General features: G+C 72.0%; 8 protein-coding genes. All 8 read right to left on the bottom strand.

The window, feature by feature from the left end; all coding sequences use genetic code 11:
• Positions 1–51 precede the first annotated feature (51 nt).
• The 8 genes from ACH4TL_RS36190 to ACH4TL_RS36155 are packed head-to-tail and all read right to left on the bottom strand — an operon-like array spanning position 52 to position 19,885.
• Positions 52–471, bottom strand: coding sequence for a DUF3037 domain-containing protein (locus ACH4TL_RS36190; protein ID WP_398326581.1), 420 nt, complete (start codon positions 469–471; stop codon positions 52–54).
• Positions 444–1,268 carry a HipA family kinase gene (locus ACH4TL_RS36185; RefSeq protein WP_398326578.1) on the bottom strand — a complete coding sequence of 275 codons (825 nt, stop codon included), beginning with the start codon at positions 1,266–1,268 and terminating at the stop codon, positions 444–446. Before ACH4TL_RS36185 ends, ACH4TL_RS36190 begins: the two co-directional genes overlap by 28 nt.
• 41 nt (positions 1,269–1,309) lie before the next feature.
• A complete protein-coding gene (locus ACH4TL_RS36180; RefSeq protein ID WP_398326575.1) occupies positions 1,310–2,527 on the bottom strand; it encodes a cytochrome P450 in 1,218 nt (405 codons plus the stop codon).
• 5 nt (positions 2,528–2,532) lie between these two features.
• Complete coding sequence (locus tag ACH4TL_RS36175) at positions 2,533–4,509, bottom strand: amino acid adenylation domain-containing protein (RefSeq protein WP_398326572.1); 1,977 nt, start codon at positions 4,507–4,509, stop codon at positions 2,533–2,535.
• Positions 4,502–5,800: a cytochrome P450 gene (locus tag ACH4TL_RS36170; protein ID WP_398326569.1), complete on the bottom strand. Its 1,299-nt coding sequence runs from the start codon at positions 5,798–5,800 to the stop codon at positions 4,502–4,504. Before ACH4TL_RS36170 ends, ACH4TL_RS36175 begins: the two co-directional genes overlap by 8 nt.
• The gene (locus ACH4TL_RS36165; protein ID WP_398326566.1) at positions 5,800–11,853 is read right to left on the bottom strand and encodes a type I polyketide synthase; all 6,054 of its coding nucleotides are present in this window, start codon (positions 11,851–11,853) and stop codon (positions 5,800–5,802) included. Before ACH4TL_RS36165 ends, ACH4TL_RS36170 begins: the two co-directional genes overlap by 1 nt.
• Positions 11,850–18,230 carry an amino acid adenylation domain-containing protein gene (locus ACH4TL_RS36160; protein WP_398326563.1) on the bottom strand — a complete coding sequence of 2,127 codons (6,381 nt, stop codon included), beginning with the start codon at positions 18,228–18,230 and terminating at the stop codon, positions 11,850–11,852. The genes ACH4TL_RS36165 and ACH4TL_RS36160 overlap by 4 nt, the downstream gene beginning before the upstream one ends.
• Positions 18,227–19,885, bottom strand: coding sequence for an acyl-CoA dehydrogenase family protein (locus tag ACH4TL_RS36155; RefSeq protein ID WP_398326560.1), 1,659 nt, complete (start codon positions 19,883–19,885; stop codon positions 18,227–18,229). Before ACH4TL_RS36155 ends, ACH4TL_RS36160 begins: the two co-directional genes overlap by 4 nt.
• Between the last annotated feature and the right edge of the window lie 252 nt (positions 19,886–20,137).

The following is a 20,137-nucleotide window of genomic DNA, read 5'->3' as shown; positions in this document are numbered from 1 at the left end:
CGCCGCCCACTGTCAACGACCCGCTGTGATGCCCTTGCTCACCCTCGCCCGTCAGCGCACGAGCAGGTCGAGCAGCCGCTCGACCTCCGCCTCCGCGTCCGTGGTCAGCCCGGTGTGCACGGGCCCCGGCTGGACGACCGTGGAGCGCGGCGCGACCAGCCAGCGGAACCGCCGCCCGGGCTCGTCACCAGCCGCCTGACCGGCCCCCTCTCCCCCACGGCAGACGCCCTCCACCGCGTGCAGCGCGGCCCGTACGCCCGCTACGTCCGCCGACGGGTCGAGCGCGAGCAGCCGCGTCTCGTCCAGATGGGTGCGGGCCGCCACGAAGGACGTCGCGCGGCAGTAGACGACGACGCCCGCGTTGATCAGCTCACCCCGCTCCACCCGGGGGACGACCCGCACCAGGGCGTACTCGAACACATCCCGGCCATGGTGCAGCCCGCTCACGTCGCTGCCTTTCCGTCGACCCATACGCGCAGCCAGTCAGGAGCCTTCGACGGCCCGTCACCGGAACGCTCCCCGAGCGTGATCCTTTCACCGACGCCCGCGGCCCGCTCCAGCAGCACGCGCACATAGGCGCGGCGCACCGCGTCCGGGCTGTCGAAGCCGGGCTCGTCGGTCAGCCACTCATCGGGCACATCGGCGGTGACCTCGGTCAGCAGCTCCTCGGTGACCCGCGGCGCGAGTGCCGCCGCGGCGGCGGCCACATCGGGGGCGAAGGGGGCGAGGACGTGGTCGGAGGCGTCGTACGGCTTGGTGGCGGCCGCGTCCAGGCCGCGCCAGCTGTGGTGCCAGATCATCGTGGCGCCGTGGTCGATGAGCCACAGTTTGCCGTGCCACACCAGCAGGTTGGGGTTGCGCCAGGACCGGTCCACGTTGCCGACGAGCGCGTCGAACCACACCACCTGCCCGGCCTCCGCCGCGCCCACTTCGAAGGCCAGCGGATCGAAGCCGAGCGATCCGGGCAGATAGTCCATGCCCAGGTTGAGCCCGCCGCTGGCCTTCAGCAGCTCCTGCACTTCTTCGTCCGGCTCGCCCTTGCCGATCACCGGGTCGAGCCACATCCGCGCCAGCTCCGGGACGCGCAAGCCGAGGCGGCGGGCCAGCTGTCCGCAGATGACCTCGGCGACGAGGGTCTTCCGGCCCTGGCCCGCGCCGATGAATTTCATGACGTATGTGCCGAGATCGTCGGCCTCGACGATGCCGGGGAGCGACCCGCCCTCACGCAAGGGCGTGACATAGCGGGTAGCCGTGACTTCGGTCAGCATTTTCCCAGGTTATCCAACGGAAAGAGCCTCGGGCCGCGCGCTCATCGGCTGCTCATGGTGAGGGGAAGGCTGGTGGTACCCCGGATGAAGTTCGACCGCAGGCGCCGTACCGGGCCGGAGACCGTGAAGGACACCCGGCTGTCGGTCATGTGCCGTACCAGGATGCCCAGTTCGATCTGGGCCAGCATCGCACCGATGCAGCGATGGATGCCGACGCCGAACGACAGGTGCCGGTTCGGCGTGCGGGTGATGTCGAAGACGTCCGGATCGGGGAAGCGGGTCTCGTCGAAGTTCGCCGAGGCGTTCCACAGGGTCACGGTGTCGCCGTCCTGGATCAGCCGGTCGCCGACCTTGAATTCGCGGACGGCCTGGCGCATCACGTAGGCGTTGGTCGAACTCCAGCGGAGCATCTCGTTGACCGCGCTGTCCGCGAGTTCCGGGTCGGCTTGAAGACGTGCCTTCTGCTCAGGGTTCAGGTGCAGCGCGTGAATGCCCGCGCAGGCGGTGTACGAGGAGGTCTCGTTGCCGCCGACGGCGACGTTCATGCAGTTGAAGAGGATGTCCTCCTCCGGCCAGGGGCGTCCGTTCCGCCGGGCTCGCAGGAGCATGCTGACGAGGTCGTCCTTCGGGTTCTTCCTGCGGTCCGCCAGCAGTTCCGCGAAGAATTCGAAGATTTCGGCCTGGACCACCGCGAGCCCGATCCGTTCGTCCTCCCCGGGGTCGGCGAAGACCGGGTCCCGGAAGCCGATCATGCGGCGGGTCATGCCGATGAGCTCATGGGCGTCGGTGTGGGAGACGCCCATCATGGCCATGATGGCTCCGGCCGGGAGTTCGGTGGCGATGTCGGTGGCGAAGTCACAGCCGCCGTCGGCCACGGCGCGGCGCACCGCGGTGTCCACCAGGGTGGTCACCTGTTGGGCGATCCGTCGCAGCATCGCGTTGCTGAAGGCACGGTGCATCTGCTGGCGGATGTGGCGCTGACGCGGGAGGTCGGAGGCCACGAGCATCCGGCCGGCGGACGGGTCGGCGGCGCTGCGGAAGGATCCGCCCAGCATGGGTCCGCCCTCGGAGCTGAGCGAGGTGTGATCGTTGTACGCCGCCTCGACGTCCGCGTACCTGGTGAGCGCCCAGAAGCCACCGCCGCCTGCGAGCGGGTGCCAGTGCACCGGGTCGTTCTCCCGCAGTCGCCGGAACAGGGGCCAGGCGTCCTCGCCGAGGAACAGTTCGGGGTCGGTGAGGTCGATCGTGGGAGTCGTCATGGGAGTCATACGAGATCGTCCTCCTTCTCGGACGGCACGGGACCGGCTTTGGAGCGGACCAGATCGGCAAGCGCCCCCAGCTGACTGGTCACCAGGATTTCCCGGTTGCTCACCTCCACCCCCAGTTCCTTGACGATCCGCCGCCGGAGCCGGAACGCCTGGAGGGAGTTGCCGCCCAGGGCGAAGAAGTCGTCGGTGAGGCCGACCTCGTCCACCGAGATCAGGTCCTTCCAGAGGTCGGCGAGCCGGATCTCCACCGGATCACTCGGTGCCACCCGGTCGGCGCGGTGCTTCTGGTGTTCCGTCACGATCTCGCTCAGCCGTCCCAGGTCCCGCTTGCCGCGGTCGTTGGAGGGGATCTCCGGGATGCTGATGAAGGCGCTGGGAACCATGTACTCGGGCATCGAGGACGCGGCCGCTTCGCGCAGGTCGGCGAAGGAACTGTCGCCGTACAGCACCACGAGTGCGGCGAGATAGCGGTCGACGCCCTCTCCGCCCACGACCACGGCCACATCACGCACCTGGTGATGGCGGGCCAGCTGGCGTTCGACCTCCCTCGGCTCGATCCGGTAGCCGCGCACCTTGACCTGGTCGTCCGTCCTGCCGACATAGCGCAGCAGCCCGTCCTCGCCGCGTACCGCCAGATCCCCGGTGGCGTACAGCCGGCCGCCCGGAGTGCCGTGGGGATCGGGCAGGAACCGCTCCGCCGTCAGTCCCGGCTGGCCGTGGTAGCCACGGGCCACGCCCGGCCCCCCGATGTGGAGTTGCCCGGCGGAACCCGGTGCCACCTCGTCCAGGTCGTCGTCCAGGACGTACAGGCCGATCCCTTCCAGCGCGCGGCCGATCGGCACGCTGCCGTCGTGGTCCGCGTCGGTGACCGGGTGGGCCGAGCAGGCGGTGGCCGCCTCGGTGGGGCCGTACAGATTGACCAGTTGCCCGGTGAAGCCCGCCGCGAGCAGGTCACGGCACGCGCCCGGCGACACCACGTCGCCGCCGGTGGCGAGTATCCGGAGCGAGGAGAAGGTCTCCGGCTGTTCATGGGCCAGGTGGTTGAAGGCCAGCGTCGGTACGAGCATGGCGGTGATCCGGCGCTGCTTCAGCGCGCGCCGCATGTCACCGCTGATCAGGTCCGGCACGGTGGGCAGGGTCACCACCTCGGCGCCTGCCGCGAAGGCGCACCAGGTCTCCCAGTGGAAGGCGTCGAAGGCGAGGTTGGAGACATGCCCGACCCGGTCCTGCGGAGTGAGCGCGGGCAGCGTCGGGTTCTCGGCGAACTGGACCAGGTTGCGGTGTTCCAGGAGCACCGCCTTCGGCGTTCCCGTGGATCCGGAGGTGAACAGCACACTCGCGGCCTGCCGGGGGGTGGCCGCGGTGGCGGGTCCGGGCTTCGGATCGGCGTGGTCGCCCGCCGAGTACGTCATGACCCGTGCCGTGGCCAGACCGTCCAGCCGGTCCGCCATCTCCGGGTCGGTGATCACCACAGCGGCGCCGCTGCGGTCGATCAGCAGCCGCAGCCGGTCGTCGGGAGCCGCCGGGTCCAGCGGCACATACGCGGCCCCGGTCTTGAGGGCGGCCAGCAGGACGACGAAGGGGGCGACCCCACGGGGCAGCAGGTAGGCGATGTGGTCGCCGGGGCGGACGCCGCGGGCGAGGAGCGCCTGGGCGAGCCCGTCCGAGTGCCGGTGGAGGGTGGTGTAGGTGTAGGTGAGCTCGCCGTCGGAGACCGCGGGCCTGGCCGGATGGCGTTGCACCGTACGGCTGAAGAGTTCCAGCAGGGTGCCCTCGTTGCCGTCCGGCGGTGTGAGGGCTGCGGAGGGCCGTTCGCGGCCGCGCCGGTCGGCCTCCGACAGGCAGGAGGTGTGGCTGCCCTGATGGCCGGCCGGCCGCCAGCCCCGTGGGACCGGCCGGGTCACGGGCCAGACGCTGAGGTCGCCCTCGGTGTTCTCGACCAGCGTGTGGCTCGCGGCGCCGCTGTCAGACATGGGCGTTCTCTCCTGCTCGGTGGGGGGATACCGTCGGCACGTGCGCCGACAGGGGCGGGGCGTCGACGACCCGGATCCGGAACTCCTCCGCCATACGGAGGAATCCGGGGCGCCACCGCAGGTTCTCCGGTTCCGTGGCGAGGGCTACCGTTGCGTAGCGTCGCAGCAGGGTTCCGACGGCGCACTCCGCCTCGATCTTGGCCAGCCTGGCTCCGAGGCAGTAGTGGATGCCGTGTCCGAAGCCCAGATGGGTGGCTTCGGGTGACCGGGTGATGTCGAAGCGGTCCGGGTCGCTGAATGCCCGCGGGTCGCGGTTGGCGGCGGCGGTGGCGATGACGACGGACGAGCCCTTGGGGATGGTCACCCCGCCGATCTCGATGTCCTCCAGGGCGACCCTGTTGATGCCCGGGTTGATCGGCCCGTCGTAGCGCATCACCTCGTCCGTCATGGCGGACAGCAGCCCGTGGTCGGCGCGCAGGGCAGTCATCTGCGCAGGGTTCAGGTGCAGGGCGAGGACGGCGTTGATGATCAACTGAACCGTGGTCTCGTGCCCGGCGAAGATCATCAGACCGGCCATCGCGACCAGTTCCTCCTCGGAGAGCCGGCCGCCCTCCTCGGTGGAGTGGATGAGATCGCTGAGCATGTCGTCGCGGGGATCCGCGCGCTTGTCGGCCAGCAGTTGCCGCAGATAGCCGTCGAAGGCTTCCAGATTCCGGATGGTCTCACGGGCCCAGTCGTCGTCGTCCATGAAGCCCGCGAGCACCGCGGCCGCGCCGCGGAACACCTCGACGCCGTCCGCCGGGACACCCAGCAGGGCGCACACCATGCGGATCGAGAGCGGGTAGGCGAGCGCCTCCAGCAGGTCGAACTCGTCCTGCCCGGCCACCGCGTCCAGCAGGGTGTCGGTGACGTCCTGGACCATGGGCCGCAGCGCCTCCATGCGCTTGGCGCTGAACGCCCTGACGACCAGCTTGCGCAGCCGGGTGTGGTCGGGCGGGTCGAGGTTGGCCATCGCCCGGCCCTGTACGGCCTCGGCTCGCTCGATCGCCTCGGCCACCAGGCCGGTGTCCGGCCCCCGGGGGTTCTCGCGCCGGCCCATGACGGCGAAGAGGTCGTTGCTGAACCGGAGGTCGTTCAGCGCCGCCAGTGCCTCGTCGTAGCGGGTGATCAGCCAGCGTGGCCGTCCCAGGCCGTCGAGGAACTCGGCCTGCTGGACCGGGGCTTCCTCCCGCATGCGGTGCAGCAGCGGGAAGGGGTCGTCGTTGAAGGTTTTCGGGTCGATCGTGACCATCAGGGGTTCTCTTTCCGCGTCAGGGGGTCGTGCTGCCGCAGGGCCCGGTTGAGATGTCCGGCGAGGTCCGGGGCGTTGCGGCGGTCCATCACGGTCCAGTGGTCACCGGCGACCGATCGCACCTCCACGGCGGTGTAGAGGCTGCTCAGGTCACGGTGGAGCCGCAGGCGGGTGCGCTCGTTCACCCCGGCCTTGAGGATGACGGCGGGGCAGCGGACCGGTCGGGGGACGTAGCGGAACATCGCGTCGATGCTGCGGTTGTGCACGGAGACGAAGTTGGTGGCCGTCTTCTCGTGCCGTCCGGTCCTGGCCCGCTGCCTGCGCCAGCGGGTCACGTCCGCGATACGGAGTATCCGGTCGCCCGGCTCCGAGCCGTTCGTGCCCGTCGTCGGCTGCGCGCCGCCGAGCCCGAACACCGCCTGGGTCTTGTAGACCAGGCCGCCGAGAAGGAAGCTGGGCCGGGTGACCATGGGCATTCCGCCGGTGTTCGGGAGGTATCCGTCCACCCCGGTCAGCAGGGCGACTTCCCCGCCGTCGGCGATGATCTGACGGGCGATCTCGTGGCTGAGCATCATGCCGAACGACCATCCGCCGAGCAGATAGGGGCCGTCCGGCTGGATGCTCCGGATCAGCTCGACATGGTGGTGCGCGATGTCCCGCAGTCGGCTCAGCGGCGCGCGTCCGTCGTGCAGACCTGGGGTCTCCAGACCGTAGAAGGGGCGGTCGCCGACGTGTTCGGCGAGTCCGCGGTAGCACAGCGCACTGCCCGCGGCCGGGGCGGAGAAGAAGAGCGGGGTGCCCTGTCCTGTGTCGTTCAGCACCATGAGGTTCGGTGCGCCGGACGCTGTGGTGGCGGCCGGAGCCGGCCGGTGCGGTGCGCTCGGTTGCCGTGTCCGGTGCGGCGGCCGGTGCTGTTCCGGCCGCGGGCCCGGTACGGAGCCGACCAGGCCTGCGAGGTATCCGTAGGTCGGGTTGCGGGTGAAGTCGGACATCGGCACCTGGACCCCGCACACGTCCCGCACCCGGGCCAGCAGATGGACCGCGGCGAGCGACTCGCCCCCGAGGGCGAAGAAGTCGTCCTCGGGCCGGGCCTGCGGCACACCCAGTTCGTGACGCCACAACTCGTCCAGCGCGGCGGTGGTCCCGCCCGGGCCGTCGTCCGCCGGGGCGGGCTCCGCCGCCTCGGGAGCCGGGGCCGTCGGCGGGGTCTCTTCCGGGCGGGGGGTGTCGGCCGGGGCCGGGGGCGCGGGCCGCAGGGCTTCCGGTACGTCGGTCGGGGCCATGGCCGGGGTGGCGGAGGCCGGGACGGCGTCCGGAAGCTCCGGTGGCCGCAACCGGACCGTGCGCGGCAGCCAGGGCTGGCCCAGGGTCCGGGGCAGCTCGCCGAGCACCGCGGAGCCGAACCGGTCGGCATGCAGATGGGTCCAGTCCGCGTCCGCCGGGGAGTCCAGCAGGGCGCGGGTCGCCCCGTCCAGCGGGCCGGTGCTCAGCAGCACGCCCGGGGTGGCCGCGAGCGGTCCCTCGGAACGCAGCGACTTCCAGCGGGCGGTGGCGTCGAGTGCCGCCCGCTCGTCGGGCGAGCGCAGCACGGACAGCACGAGGTCCGCGTCGGGGGCGGGCGGCGTGGCGGGGTCCTGGTCCGCCGTGGGGGACGGCGCCGCGATCATCAGCGTATGGTCCGAGGGGGTGCCGTCCGGGACCACGGTGATCTCCGACAGCCCCGACTCCGCGAGGGCCCGCTGCCAGGTCGCCCGGTCCAGGACGATCGAGGTGCTCCGCATGTCGTCGTCGAAGTCCCACCAGCCCGGCGCCAGTCCCCACAGCAGATGGCTCCAGCGCGTCACCTCGGTGACCTCCACGAGGGAGAGCGCACCGGCCGGTGACAGCAGGTTCCGCAGGTGTCCCAGGGCGGTGTGCACCGAGGGTGCGACATGGATGACGTTGTACGCGATGATCAGGTCGAAGCTGCCCGCGGCGAGTCCCTGTTCCACCGGGTCGCGGGTCATGTCGTAGGTGGAGAAGCGCATGCCGCCGATGCCGTTGGTACGGGCGTAGTTGGCGGCCCTGCGCACCAGCAGCGTGCTGATGTCGGTGAAGTGGTAGTCGACGTTGTCCCGGTCCTGCCAGCCTTCGAGCAGCTGCCAGGTGAACAGGCCGTGTCCGCCGCCGACCTCCAGGATGCGCAGCGGGCGGTCGCCCCAGGTCCGGTGGAGCGAACGGATCGTCTCCTGGAGGGCGTTCAGGCAGAACCCGCCGTCGTAGATCTCCAGCCGGTTGTCCGGCAGCCAGGAGCGCAGCATGCTGTCGTCACCGTCGGGCCAGAGCACCGCGACCGGTTCCTTCTCGCCGTCGAAGACCGCGGGCAGTTCGGCGGCGATGCGCTCGAGCAGCCGGTGCAGACCGTCCACCTCGCCGAGACCGGCGCCCGCTGCCAGCAGTTCCTGCGGACCGGTGACGACCCGGTAGCCGTCGTCTTGGCCGCTGCCCGCCGGTTCGGGCCGCAGGATGTCTTCCTCGACGAGGGAACGCAGCAGGAAGTCCATGAAACGGGGCAGCCGTTCACCGGCGTTGAGCCGACGGCGCAGTTCGGCACCGGCGATCCGGTCCCCCACGCGCAGTCCTGCGCGGTCCAGGACGAAACGGGCGATGAGACCGCCGCAGTAGCGGTCGACCGCGGCCGTCAGCTCGGGCCGCTGGGAGAGCCTGGCGGTGCCGGGCCGCCAGGTCTGCGCGGCCGCGACCGCGCCGGGGGACGGCCGCGCGGGCAGGGGCCCACCGCCGAGCAGGGCTTCGACCCTGACCCCCGCCGAGGCGAGGTCCGCTGCGAGCACGGTGGCGTCGGGGTCGTCGGTGACCAGCGCCACCCGGGGCGTGTCGGTCACCGGTTCGACGGGCACCGGCTGGGACAGCAGGGCCCACCAGCCGCCGCCCCGCCAGGCGTAGCGGGTGGCCCCCGGCCGGGGGGCGGGGAGCCAGTCCGGGCGGCCTGCGGGGCCGATGTCCAGGAGCGTGGTCCGGTCCCCGGCGGCCTCCCGGTGACCGAGCCATTCGGCGGCCGCCGACCGGATGCCGGCCGGTCCCGTGCTGTCGTCCAGGACGTCGAACACTCCCCTGCCCAGCAGCAGCAGATGGACTCCGGCGGTACGGGCCCGGTCGGCGAGTGCGGTCGGCGCGGTCCAGTCGTCGTCGTCCGGCAGTTCGGCGACGACGACGGGCGCGGTGAGCCCGGTGAGCCGGTCGTCCGTGACCGGCAGGCCCAGTTCGGCGGCGAGTGTTTCGCCGATCGCCGCGGCGCCGTTCGCGGACAGCCGCCTGGAGACCGATGTCCAGGCGTCCGTGGTCAGGGCCGGGTGGGACTCCGCGGCGGGGGACACGTGCTCGGGGCCGGGGTGTCCGGGGCCTTCGGGGGTGACGGCGGTACCGGCCGCGGGTGCGGGCCGGGCGGGCAGCGGCTTCGGCTCGTAGGGGTGCGCGGGCAGTTCGGTGATGGTGGGCTCGTCCGCGTCCAGCAGCCCGGCCAGGTCGACCTCGACTCCGTGCTCCCAGAGGACGGCGCAGAGTTCCAGGACGCTTTCGGTTTCCTGGTCGGCGGCCCTTCCCAGGGCCGGGACGGCCGGGGTGGCGGTGTCCCAGCCGGGGTGCATCCGTACGGCGCGCAGCGTGCTCTGCCCGGGACCGAGTTCGACGACGAGGTCGCTGGGAGTGTCCAGGAGCGTGCCGATGGCGCGGTGGAGCTGGACGGTGCCGTGCAGGTGGCCCGCCCAGTGGCCGGGGTCGGTGAACTGCCCGGGTTTCACCGGCTCGCCGGTGAGGGTGGAGACGACGACGGTGTCCCCGGTGTCCGTGGTGCCCGTGGGGGTGGCGGCCGCCTGGGCCCGCAGTTCCTCGGCGGGGCCGTCCATCATCGGCGAGTGCGAGGCCCGGTCGATGTCCAGGAGCCGGCAGGACCAGCCCTCGGCGACCCAGGTCTCGTACGCCTTGACCACCGGTTCCGGCTCGCCGGACAGCACAAGCTGGTGGGGCGCGTCGATGGCGAGGGTGACGCCGTCCGGCACCCGGAGGTCCTTGCCCGGCTGCCGTACGACGGCGACCATCCGGCCGGGGGCGGCGGACAGCATCGCCCGGCCCCGCGAGGAGACCAGGGCCAGCGCGTCCGGGAGGCTCCAGACCCCGGCGAGGGCGGCGACGACGTACTCGCCGACGCTGTTGCCCATCATCGCCGCGGGCCGCACTCCCCAGGCGCGCAGCTGACTGCCCAGCGCGTATCCGAGGGTGAACAGGGCGAGCTGCTGGAAGGTGATGTCCTCGACGGGGGCGGGACGGCCGGTGACCAGGGCCGCCAGATCGATGCCGTAGCGCTCCAGGACGATGTGCGCGGCCTCGTCGAACACCCTGCGGAATTCGGGCAGGAGCCGGTGGGCGGCGGCTCCGGCGCCCTGGTAGAGGGTGCCGTGGCCGGGGAAGACGAAGGAGACGGCGGGGGTGGTGCCGTCGTACCGGACCGGCTCGCGCGGGGGTGTGCGCAAGGCGGCGGCGAGTGCGTCCCGGTCGGCGGCGACGACCGTCGTGCGGTGGGGCAGCCTGCGCCGCCCTTCGGCCAGGGTGAAGGCCACGTCGCCGAGGCCGTCCCCGGAGGAGCCGGTACCGGACACGGTGGACGACGCGGGGGCGGGCGCGGCGATCACGTCGGCGACCGAGGTACGCAGTTTCTCCAGCGCCCAGGGGCTGTTCGCGGACAGCGGGAAGATCCGGGGCCGGACGGACTGCGCGGGCCGGACGGAGCGTGGCGCGCTCTCCAGGACCACATGGGCGTTGGTGCCGCCGATGCCGAAGGAGCTGACACCGGCGAGCAACGGCCCCTCGGTGTCCCACGGCTGTACCTCGGTGGCGATCCGGAAGGGGCTCTCCGACAGGTTCAGGTCCGGGTTGGGCGACCGGTAGTGCACCGTCGGGGCGATCTCCCGGTGGCGGAGCTGGAGCACGGTCTTGATCAGTCCGGCGACCCCGGCGGCCGCGCCGGTGTGGCCGATGTTGCTCTTCACCGCGCCCAGCCAGGTGGTGCCCGCGCGGTCGGTGCTTGCCCGGAAGGCCGAGGTGAGTGCCGCCACCTCGATCGGGTCGCCGACCCTGGTCGCGGTGCCGTGCGCCTCGACGCAGCCGACGTCGGCGGGGTCGACCCCCGCCCGGCCCAGGGCCAGCCGGATGACGTCCCGCTGCCCGGTGACCGACGGTGCCGTGTAGCCGACCTTGGCCCCGCCGTCGTTGTTGAGCGCCCAGCCGCGGATCACCGCGAGGACCCGGTCCCCGTCCGCCAGCGCGTCCTCCAGGCGGCGCAGTACGACCACCCCGGCCCCGCTGCTCGGCACGGTGCCGCAGCCGTCGGCGTCGAAGGGACGGCAGTGCCCGTCCGGGGACATGATGTGGCCCTCGCTGTACTGGTAGCCCGTCCACTGGGGCAGCCGCAGCGACACTCCCCCGGCCAGGGCCACGTCGCAGTCCTGCGACAGGAGGCTGTTGCACGCCTGGTGGATGGCGACCAGGGAGGTGGAGCAGGCGGTCTGCACCGCCATCGCGGGGCCGCGCAGCCCCAGCTTGTAGGCGACCCTGGTGGCGACGAAGTCCTTCTCCACCCCGATCACCCGGCTCAGCAGTTCCCCGTCGCCGGACGCCTGGTCAGGGGTGATGTCGCTTCCGGCGTAGACACCGATCCAGCCGTTCAGCCGGACCGGGTCGATACCGGCGTCGTCGAGGGCGGTGGACGCCACTTCCAGGAACACGCGCTGCTGCGGATCGATGGTGGCGGCCTCGGCCGGGGTGTAGCCGAAGAAGGAGTGGTCGAACCGGTCACCGCCGTCGATGGTGCCGCGCACGGGGATGTAGTCGGGGTGCCGGCTCAGCTCGGGGTCCACCCCGGCCGCGAGGGACTGCTCCGCGGTGAACCGGGTCAGTCCTTCCCGGCCCGCCCTGAGATCCGCCCAGAAACCGGGGATGTCCGTGGACCCGGGCATGCGCGCGGCCATGCCGGTGACCGCGATCTGCTGATGCGTCGTCATGAGTTGCGGTTCCTCCGGGGAGTTCCGTGGACGGCGGGCGACTGCCGCGGCTCGGGGGATCGCCAGCGGGCGGCCCGTGCGGCGATGTCGTCACGGGCGGCCGGCGGGGACGCTGCCGCGCCGTCGCTTGCGGGTGCGAGGAAGCGGGCCAGCTGACGTACCGTCGGGAATTCGAAGAGCCGGTGTACGGGGATCTCCCGGTCCAGTTCCTTCTGCAGACGGTCGTGCAGGGTGGCCAGCTTCAGGGAGTTGCCGCCCAGGTCGAAGAAGTTGTCCGCGGCCCCGACCCGTTCGATGTCCAGCACGGCCGCCCAGACGGCGGCGATCCGCCGTTCCAGGCGGTCAGATGGCTCCACCCAGTTCCGCGCGCCCGCCAGGTCGTCACGGCCGGGCCGGGGCAGCCGGGCCACGTCGACCTTCCCGTGCGCGGTCGTGGGCAGTTCGTCGAGCCACATCAGGGCATCGGGCACCAGATGGGCCGGTACGCGGGCGCCGAGCCCGTCCAGGACACGCCGGCTGTCCCGGCCGCCCGGGGCGGCGGGCACCACATGGGCGACCAGGGTCGTCGCGTCGCCCGAGACGTAGGCGCGCTGCACCAGGGGGTCGGCGAGCAGTCCCGCCTCGACCTCCTGGGGTTCGATCCGGTGACCGCGCACCTTGAGCTGACGGTCCATGCGGCCGAGGAACTCCAGTGTTCCGTCCTCGCGCCAGCGGGCCCGGTCACCGGTCCGGTAGACGGGGCCCGGGGCCCCGTCGGGGCCGGCCGGCAGGAACCGCTCCCGGGTCAGCTCCGGGTTGCCCCGGTACTCCAGGGCGATGCCGACCCCGCCGATGAGCAGCTCGCCGATCACTCCGGGCGGGCAGCGGCGCCCGGCCGGGTCCACGACGTACACCGACTTGCCGGTGATCGGGCGGCCGACGATGTTCAGCGGCGCGTCCTCGGGCGTCGGGCCGGGCTGCCAGGTGGCGACCACACTGCCTTCGGTGGGCCCGTAGTTGTTGGCGACCCGGTAGCCGAGTCCGTCGGGCGGGCGCCGGGTCTGGGCCGCGGCGGCGAACAGCATCCAGCGCAGTGCGGGAAGGTCCGCTCCGGTGCCCCAGACCGCCTCGGCGACCGGAGTGGACAGATAGGTCATGGTGATCCGCCGCTCGGCGAGCCACGGTGCCAGCTCGGGCACCACCACGCGCTTCTCGTGGGCCACCACACAGGCTCCGGCGGCCAGATAGGGCCAGATCTCCCACTGGGTGGCGTCGAAGCCCACGCTGGACAGATGGCTCGCCCGGTCCGCGGGCGTCACGTCGTACGCCTCGGCGTGCCACAGGGCGAGCTGGGCCAGGCCGTGGTGGTTGAGTACCGCGCCCTTGGGCCGTCCGGTCGTCCCCGAGGTGTAGAGCACGTAGGCGGGCGCGTCGGGGGCGGGGGTGTGCGGCTCGGGCGCCGCGGTGTCCTTCTCGTACGCGGACGGGTCGCCGACATCCAGGACCGGGACACGCCCGGTGTCGGGGCGCCGGTCAGGGCCCGTGATGACGGCACCGGCCGCGACGTCCTGAAGGGTCAGCCGGATGCGTTCGTCCGGGTAGTCCGGGTCGATCGGGCAGAACGCGCACCCGGCGTACCAGGTGGCGAGCATGGCCGTCACCAGGTCCTCGCCGCGGCCCAGGACGATGGCCACGATCGGCTCGCGTCCCTCGACTGCGGTCCGGACGCGGGCGGACAACCGCAGGGCGCGGGTGTGCAGTTCGCCGTAGCTGAGCACGCCCCGGGAGGATTCGACGGCCGGTGCGCCGGGCCGCTCGGAGATCCGTTCGGCGAGCAGCGCGGGCAGTGTGGTGGGCGGCGCGGCCGGTGCGCCCTCCTCGAACGTGATGATCCGCCGGTGCTCGTCGGGGCCGGTCAGCGGGACCGCGTCGACGCGCTGTGACGGCGGGCCGCAGAGTGCCTCCAGCGTCCGGCCCAGCAGCCCGGCGAAGGCCCGGGAGGCTTCGGCGGGGATACGGTCGCCCCGGTGGGCGATGTTTCCGGTGAACCGTCCGTCGTCCTCGTGGAAGGTCACGGTCAGGGCGAACTTCGCGAGATGGTCCGCCTCCGGGTCCTCGAAGGCGTACGGGGTCACCTGGCCGGGACCCACCGGCACCGGGGCCACCGGCTCCGCCTCCACCACGAGCATGACCTCGACGTACGGGCTCCAGCCGGGGCGGCGCGGCGGGTTGAGGCGCTCCACCACGTCCTCGAACGGGACCTCCTGGTGGTCGATCGCGTCGAGGACGGTGTCCCGCAGCCGGCCGAGGAGTTCGCCGACGGTCTCGCCCTGCCGGGTCGTGGACCGCAGTACGGCGGTGTTCAGCAGCGGCCCGATGACGTCCGCGTACTCCTCGTGCAGCCGTCCGGCGACCGGTGTTCCGAAGGTCACGTCGTCCTGGCCGGTCCAGCCGTGCAGTGCGGCGGCGAGCGCGGCCGCGAAGACCATGGCCGGGCTCACCCCGTGCCGCCTCCCCAATTCCGCAAGATGCTGCGGAAGTTCAGGGGGCATGGGCACGGGGGTCAGGCCGTTCGGCCCGGGGGCGGGGGGCGGTTCGAAACCGGGGTGGGCGGGGGCGCCGTCCAGTCGGTCGGCCCAGTGGCCGAGGCCCGCGGGGTCGGCCGGGCGGCCCAGCGCGTCCCGGTACTGCGGGCGCGGCGCGGGCGGCGGCCCGCCGGGGTCGAGCGACTGGGCGTAGCAGTCGGCGAGTTCGCGCAGGAAGGGCTGGGCGGAGCCGCCGTCCCAGACCAGATGGTGGGTGTTGAGCAGGAGGAGCTGTTCGTCACCCGGCAGGTCCAGCAGGGTGACGCGCAGGAGCCTGCCGGAGCCCGGGTCGACGGGTTCCCGGGCGGCGGCCCGCAGCCGCTTCGTCACCTCGCGGTCCCGGTCGTGCCCGGCGATCGCGGTCAGGTCCTGGTGGACGACCTCCGGCTGCCATGCGGCACCGGGTTCCTGCCACAGGGTGCCGTCACGCTGGACGAAGGCGGTCCTCAGGATCTCGTTGCGCTCGGTCATCCGGTGCATCGCCACGCGCAGGACGGCCGGGTCGAGGCGGCCTCGGACCCGCCACACCATCGGCACCTGGTAGAGGCCCCGTCCTTGGCCCTCGCCTTCGCCTCCGCCTTCGAGGAGCTGTTCGTCGAACCAGATCCGCTGCTGGAAGCCGGAGGCGGGCAGCGGTCCCCCGGACGCGACCGGCGGGGGCGCCGGTGCGGACGGCGGTCCGCCCACGAGCCGGTCGAAGGCGTCGGCGAAGTCCTGGAGCACCGGGTGCTCGAAGAGCATCCGCAGCGGCGGTACGTCCCCGCCGAGCCGCTTGGCGGTCTCCCGCAGCGTCCGGGCGGCGAGCAGGGAGTGGCCGCCGAGTTCGAAGAAGGACTGGTCGGCGCCCGGGCCGCGGACGTTCAGCAGGTCCGACCAGACCTCGGCCACCGCACGGGCCGTCGCGGTGCGCGGCGGGTCGGTGTCCTGGCCGGTCTCCAGCGGCGTTCCGGCCTCGCGCAGCCGCTTGGTGTCGATCTTCCCGTTGACCGTCAGGGGGAGGCTGTCCACGGTGCGGAACCGTGCCGGGAGCATGTAGTCCGGGAGGCGCACCGCGAGGTGGCCGCGGAGGGTCGCGGTGGTGGGCGGGCTGCCGTGCGGCACCAGGTACGCGACGAGTTGCTGGTCGCCGCCGGGCCCGGGTTCGGGCAGGACGACGGCGCCTTCGACCGCCGGATGGTCGAGCAGCCGGGCCTCGATCTCTCCGGGTTCGATCCGGTAGCCGCGTATCTTGACCTGCTGGTCGGCCCGTCCGACGTACTCGACGGTGCCGTCCGGCAGGCGGCGGGCCAGGTCACCGCTGCGGTACAGGGTTCCCTCGCCGAACGGGTTGGGGAGGAAGCGCTGCGCGGTCAGCTCGGGCCGGCCCAGGTATCCGTCGGCGATGCCGAGTCCGCCCACCCAGATCTCTCCCGTCTCGCCGGCCGCGAGCGGCTCCCGGTCGGGGCCGAGGATGAAGAGGCTGGTCGTCGGCAGGGGGACGCCGACGTTGCTGCGGCCGGTCTCGATGTCCCGGTCGGTGACCTCGCGGAAGGTGGTGTGGACGGTGACCTCGGTGATCCCGTACATGTTGACCAGGGTCGTGCGCGGGTGGCGGGCCGCGAAGCCGGCGAGGGAGCCGGGATCGAGTTTCTCGCCCGCGAAGATCACGTAACGCAGGGAGTCCAGCGGCGCCTGCCCCGTCCCGTGCACGGCGGTGAGCTGGGCGAAGGCGCTGGGGGTCTGGCTGAGTACGGTGACGTTCTCGGTGCGCAGCAGGGTCAGGAGGCGCTGCGGGTCCTGGGCGTCGTCGCTGCCGACCACCACCAGTCGTCCGCCGTGTGCGAGGCAGCCGAACATCTCCCAGACGGAGACGTCGAAGGCGTAGGAGTGGAACATCGTCCACACATCGCCGGGGCCGAAGTCGTAGGGCAGCCGGTCGTTGACCACCAGCCGCACCACATTGCGGTGGGTGATCACCACGCCCTTGGGGCGCCCGGTCGTACCGGAGGTGAAGATCACGTATGCGGGTGAGCCGGGGTCGGTCTCCGGGAGTTCCCCGTCCGGCGCGTCCCGTAGCCCGTCCAGCGCGAGCACCGTGCCGGTGAAGCCCGCGACGCCCCGGCGCCCGTCGGTGACCAGGCAGACCGCGGCGCTGTCCTCGAGGATCAGCTGATGGCGTTCCGCGGGCACCGCCACGTCCAGCGGTACGTACACCGCTCCGGCGAACAGGGTGCCGAGTACCGCTTCCACCTGTGCGATGCCGCGCGGCAGCAGCAGCCCCACCAGATCGCCGGGGCGCACGCCCCGGGCGGCGAGCCCCCGGGCGAGGGTGGCGGCGCGGTCGGCCAGCTCGGCGTAGGTCAGCCGCCGTGTGCCGTCCGAGACGGCGATCGCGTCCGGCGTGGCGGTCGCGCGTGCCCGCAGCAGCTCCGGCAGGGACACGTCCGGGAAGTCCGCGTCGGTGGCATTCCAGGCCAGTTCCCGCGCCAGCAGTTCCTCGGGGGACGGCCGGTCCCCGGCGGCGGTGGAGTCCGGGGCCGTCGCACCGACCGTGGCGTCGAGGTCCGCGATGAGTTCGGCCAGTGCCACCGGGTAGGCGGCGGCCAGCTGCTCCACGGTGGCGCGTCCGACGGCCCCCGCGGGGTCCTTCCAGATCATGCTGATGCCACGGGGGTCCTCCCGCAGCATCACGGTCAGCGTGTGGTCGGCGTAATCCTCCATGGCCAGCAGGCGCAGCACCGCGTGGCCGTCCGGGCCGGTCACCCGGACCGCGGTCAGATCGATCTCGTCCCGCGGCGGAGTGGGCCAGTACTGGAAGATGACCTGGCCTGCATGGGTGCGGGCTTGCTGCCCGGTGAGCCCGGCGGCGCGCAGCAGAGCGGGGTAGGGCAGGCTGCCGTGCCGGACGGCGTCGCGCAGATTGCCGTGGAGGTCCCGCAGGACCTGACGGTGGCTGATGCCGGTGGGCAGCCGGTGCCGCAGCGGCAGTACGTTGGAGAAGTAGCCGACGCGGTCGCGCAGTTCCCGGGTCCTGCCGTGGTACGGCGTGGGGACGATCAGGTCCTCCTGGCCGGTGCGGGCCCGGATGAGCAGGCAGAAGGCGGCGTACAGCGGGATCATCGGGTGCACCCTGGCGGCGGCGGCCGTCTTGTGGGCGGCCTCGATCAGTGCGGGGTCCAGGGCGACTTCGTGGAGCGTGGGTTCGCCGGGCCCGCCCGGCAGCTGGAGCGGCGCGGGCAGGTCCTCGCCCAGGGTCCGGCGCCAGTGTTCCCGGTGCTTCTCGCCCTCCGGGCCGTGGGTCAGCGCGTGCTGCCCGCGGGCGAACTCGGCGTGGACCGTGGAGTCCTCGGCCGGGCCGAGGTCCTTCCCGGCGTAGGCGTCCCGGAAAGCGGCGAGGAACGGGCCGCAGGCGCCGCCGTCGAAGACGATGTGGTGAACGTCGATCAGCAGGACCACGTAGTCGGGTCCGTGCACCAGCTGGATCTGGGCCAGCGGCCCCTGGCGCAGGTCGAATCGGGCGGCGCCGTGGCGGCTGACCAGCTCGGCCCGCGGGCTGTCCGTCCGTACTTCGGTGACCGGGATGGCGGGGGCGTCGTCCCAGCGCAGTTCGGTCTCGTTCCCGCTCTCCACGACCCTGCCGCGCAGCATCGGGAAGCGTTGCCCGAGCGACGTCGCCGCCGCGTGGACCCGCTGGAGGTCCAGCTCGCCCTCGTCGACCAGCATCGGCAGGTGGAGGATGTGGCTGGAGCGGTCCGGGTCGACCTGCCAGTGCACCCAGACGGCCTGCTGGTCGACGGAGAGCGGAAGCCGGTGGTCGTGGGTTTCCTTCGTCATCGCTCCTCCCCCGGGTGGGTGTCGGCGGTGGGCGGTATATCGGTGATCACGCCGGTGAGCAGGGAGGCGTACGTGTCGCCGCCGCTGAGCCAGGCGTCGCTCACGGCGGCGTGATCGGGTCCGGCCGTCTCGGGCTCGGCCTGCCGCCACAGTCCGGCGAGGCGGTCCCTGGCGTGTGCGCAGTGGACGGCCGCGAGGTCCTGGGCCTCGGTGCGGCCCTCGCGGTGGAGGCGTGCCGCCTTGGCCAGGACGACGGACATGGTCAGGATTTCGTCGGCGATCTGGCTGAACGCGATGAGGCGGTGCTGGTGTTCGTACAGTCCGGGCGCGGGATGGTCGGCGGCGAACTTCTCGCAGGCGGCGCCGAGTCGCCGGGTCTCGGCCGCGGCGAATCGCAGGTGGTCCGCGTTCGACGGGTCGAGTCCTTCGGTGCGCGGTTGTCGTGCGTCCTGTGAGGGGGCGGCCGGTTGTCCGGCACGGTCCGGTCCGTAATACGTGAACTGGCTCATGCGGGCGGCCCAGAACTGGAGCAGGAACGACACTCCCCCGGAGATCCGGAGGTTTCTGGCGTCCCGGTAGAAACGTTCCAGGGGAAGGGCAGGGGTGCCCCGCCGCGCTTTGCTGGGCGCTGTCTCGAACCCTTCTCCGGCCAGCAGGTCCATGGTGCGGTCGGCGGCCCGCCAGCAGATCTCCGCGCTGATCGCCTTGGTGACGTTCTGTTCGAATGCCACGTTGAGGCCGAGGTCGGGCTGGTCGGTGGGGAGCAGACTCCATTCGGCGAGCGCCTGGATGGCGAAGACGTCGGCCATGGTGGCGGAGACCATGTGCTGGATTTCCTCCCGGGCGCCCAGCGGGCGGCCGTCGACCGTGCGCCGGTTGAGGAAGTTCCGGGACCATTCCAGGCAGAGTTTGGAGATGGCGAGGGCAGGGGCGGTGATCAAATGCAGCCGGCCCCGGACCACGGCCATGGTGAGTTCCGGCGTGATGCGTACCTCGGTGTCCGGGTCGACCTCGACGATCATGCGTTCGCGTGGCACCCGGACGCCGTCCAGCACCAGTGCCGCGTTGGGGAAGCCCTTGACTCCCATGAACTCGTGGCGGGAACGGACGCTGAACCCCGGGTCGGAGGTCTCCACGAAGAACAGCCGGGGCCGGTCTTGCCCGTCCTCGTCCAGCATCGCCGAGACGGTCACGACGTCCGCGATGGGGCCGTTGCCGATGTGGATCTTCTCGCCGGTCAGAAGGAACGCTTCTCCGTCGTCGGTGCGGACGGCGCGGGTCTGCCGGGCGCTGTTCGAGGCTCCAGTGGGCTCCGTGTCGGCGGAGCCGGAGATGACGCCGTCCCACAGCCGCTGTTCGACGTAGGAGGACAGCTCGCCGGGCGGCAGCGCCCGCAGGTATGTTCCGGAGCCGACGGCCGTCTGGATCCCGAGGACCAGCGCGACCGGCACCGACCAGCTCGCCGCCGCCTGGACGACCCGGAAGGTGTTGTAGCTCGACAGCCCCAGGCCGTCGATGTCCGGGGAGTCCTGGAGATTCAGGAATCCATTGCGGCGCAGCTCCTCGAGCAGCCCTTCCGGGAGCTCCCGGGTGACGTCGACGGCGGTGGGGTTCACCCGGTTCTTCAGGATATCCGTCAGGCGTTCCACCGCCACGTCTCCCGCCTTTTCGTCAGCGGAATCCTGTGCCACGAAATCGCTTATCATGCCCCAATCGAACCGGCCTTGATAGATTCCCTCCAAGAAGCTTGGAAACCCGTGCCGATGAAATAGGTTAACCGTATTACTGTCACTCACTCCGGACCCCGCCTACGTGGATGACGCCTACTTCCAGGCCAATTGCACATGACCCTACTCAGAGATTTTCGAGCACTTCGTGTCCACCTATGCACACTCCTGGCGTTTAGA

Source organism: Streptomyces sp. NPDC021115, from assembly GCF_044333065.1.
Taxonomy (GTDB): domain Bacteria; phylum Actinomycetota; class Actinomycetes; order Streptomycetales; family Streptomycetaceae; genus Streptomyces.
Note: the sequence above shows the minus strand (reverse complement) of the source record. Positions and strands in the feature narration are given on the sequence as shown.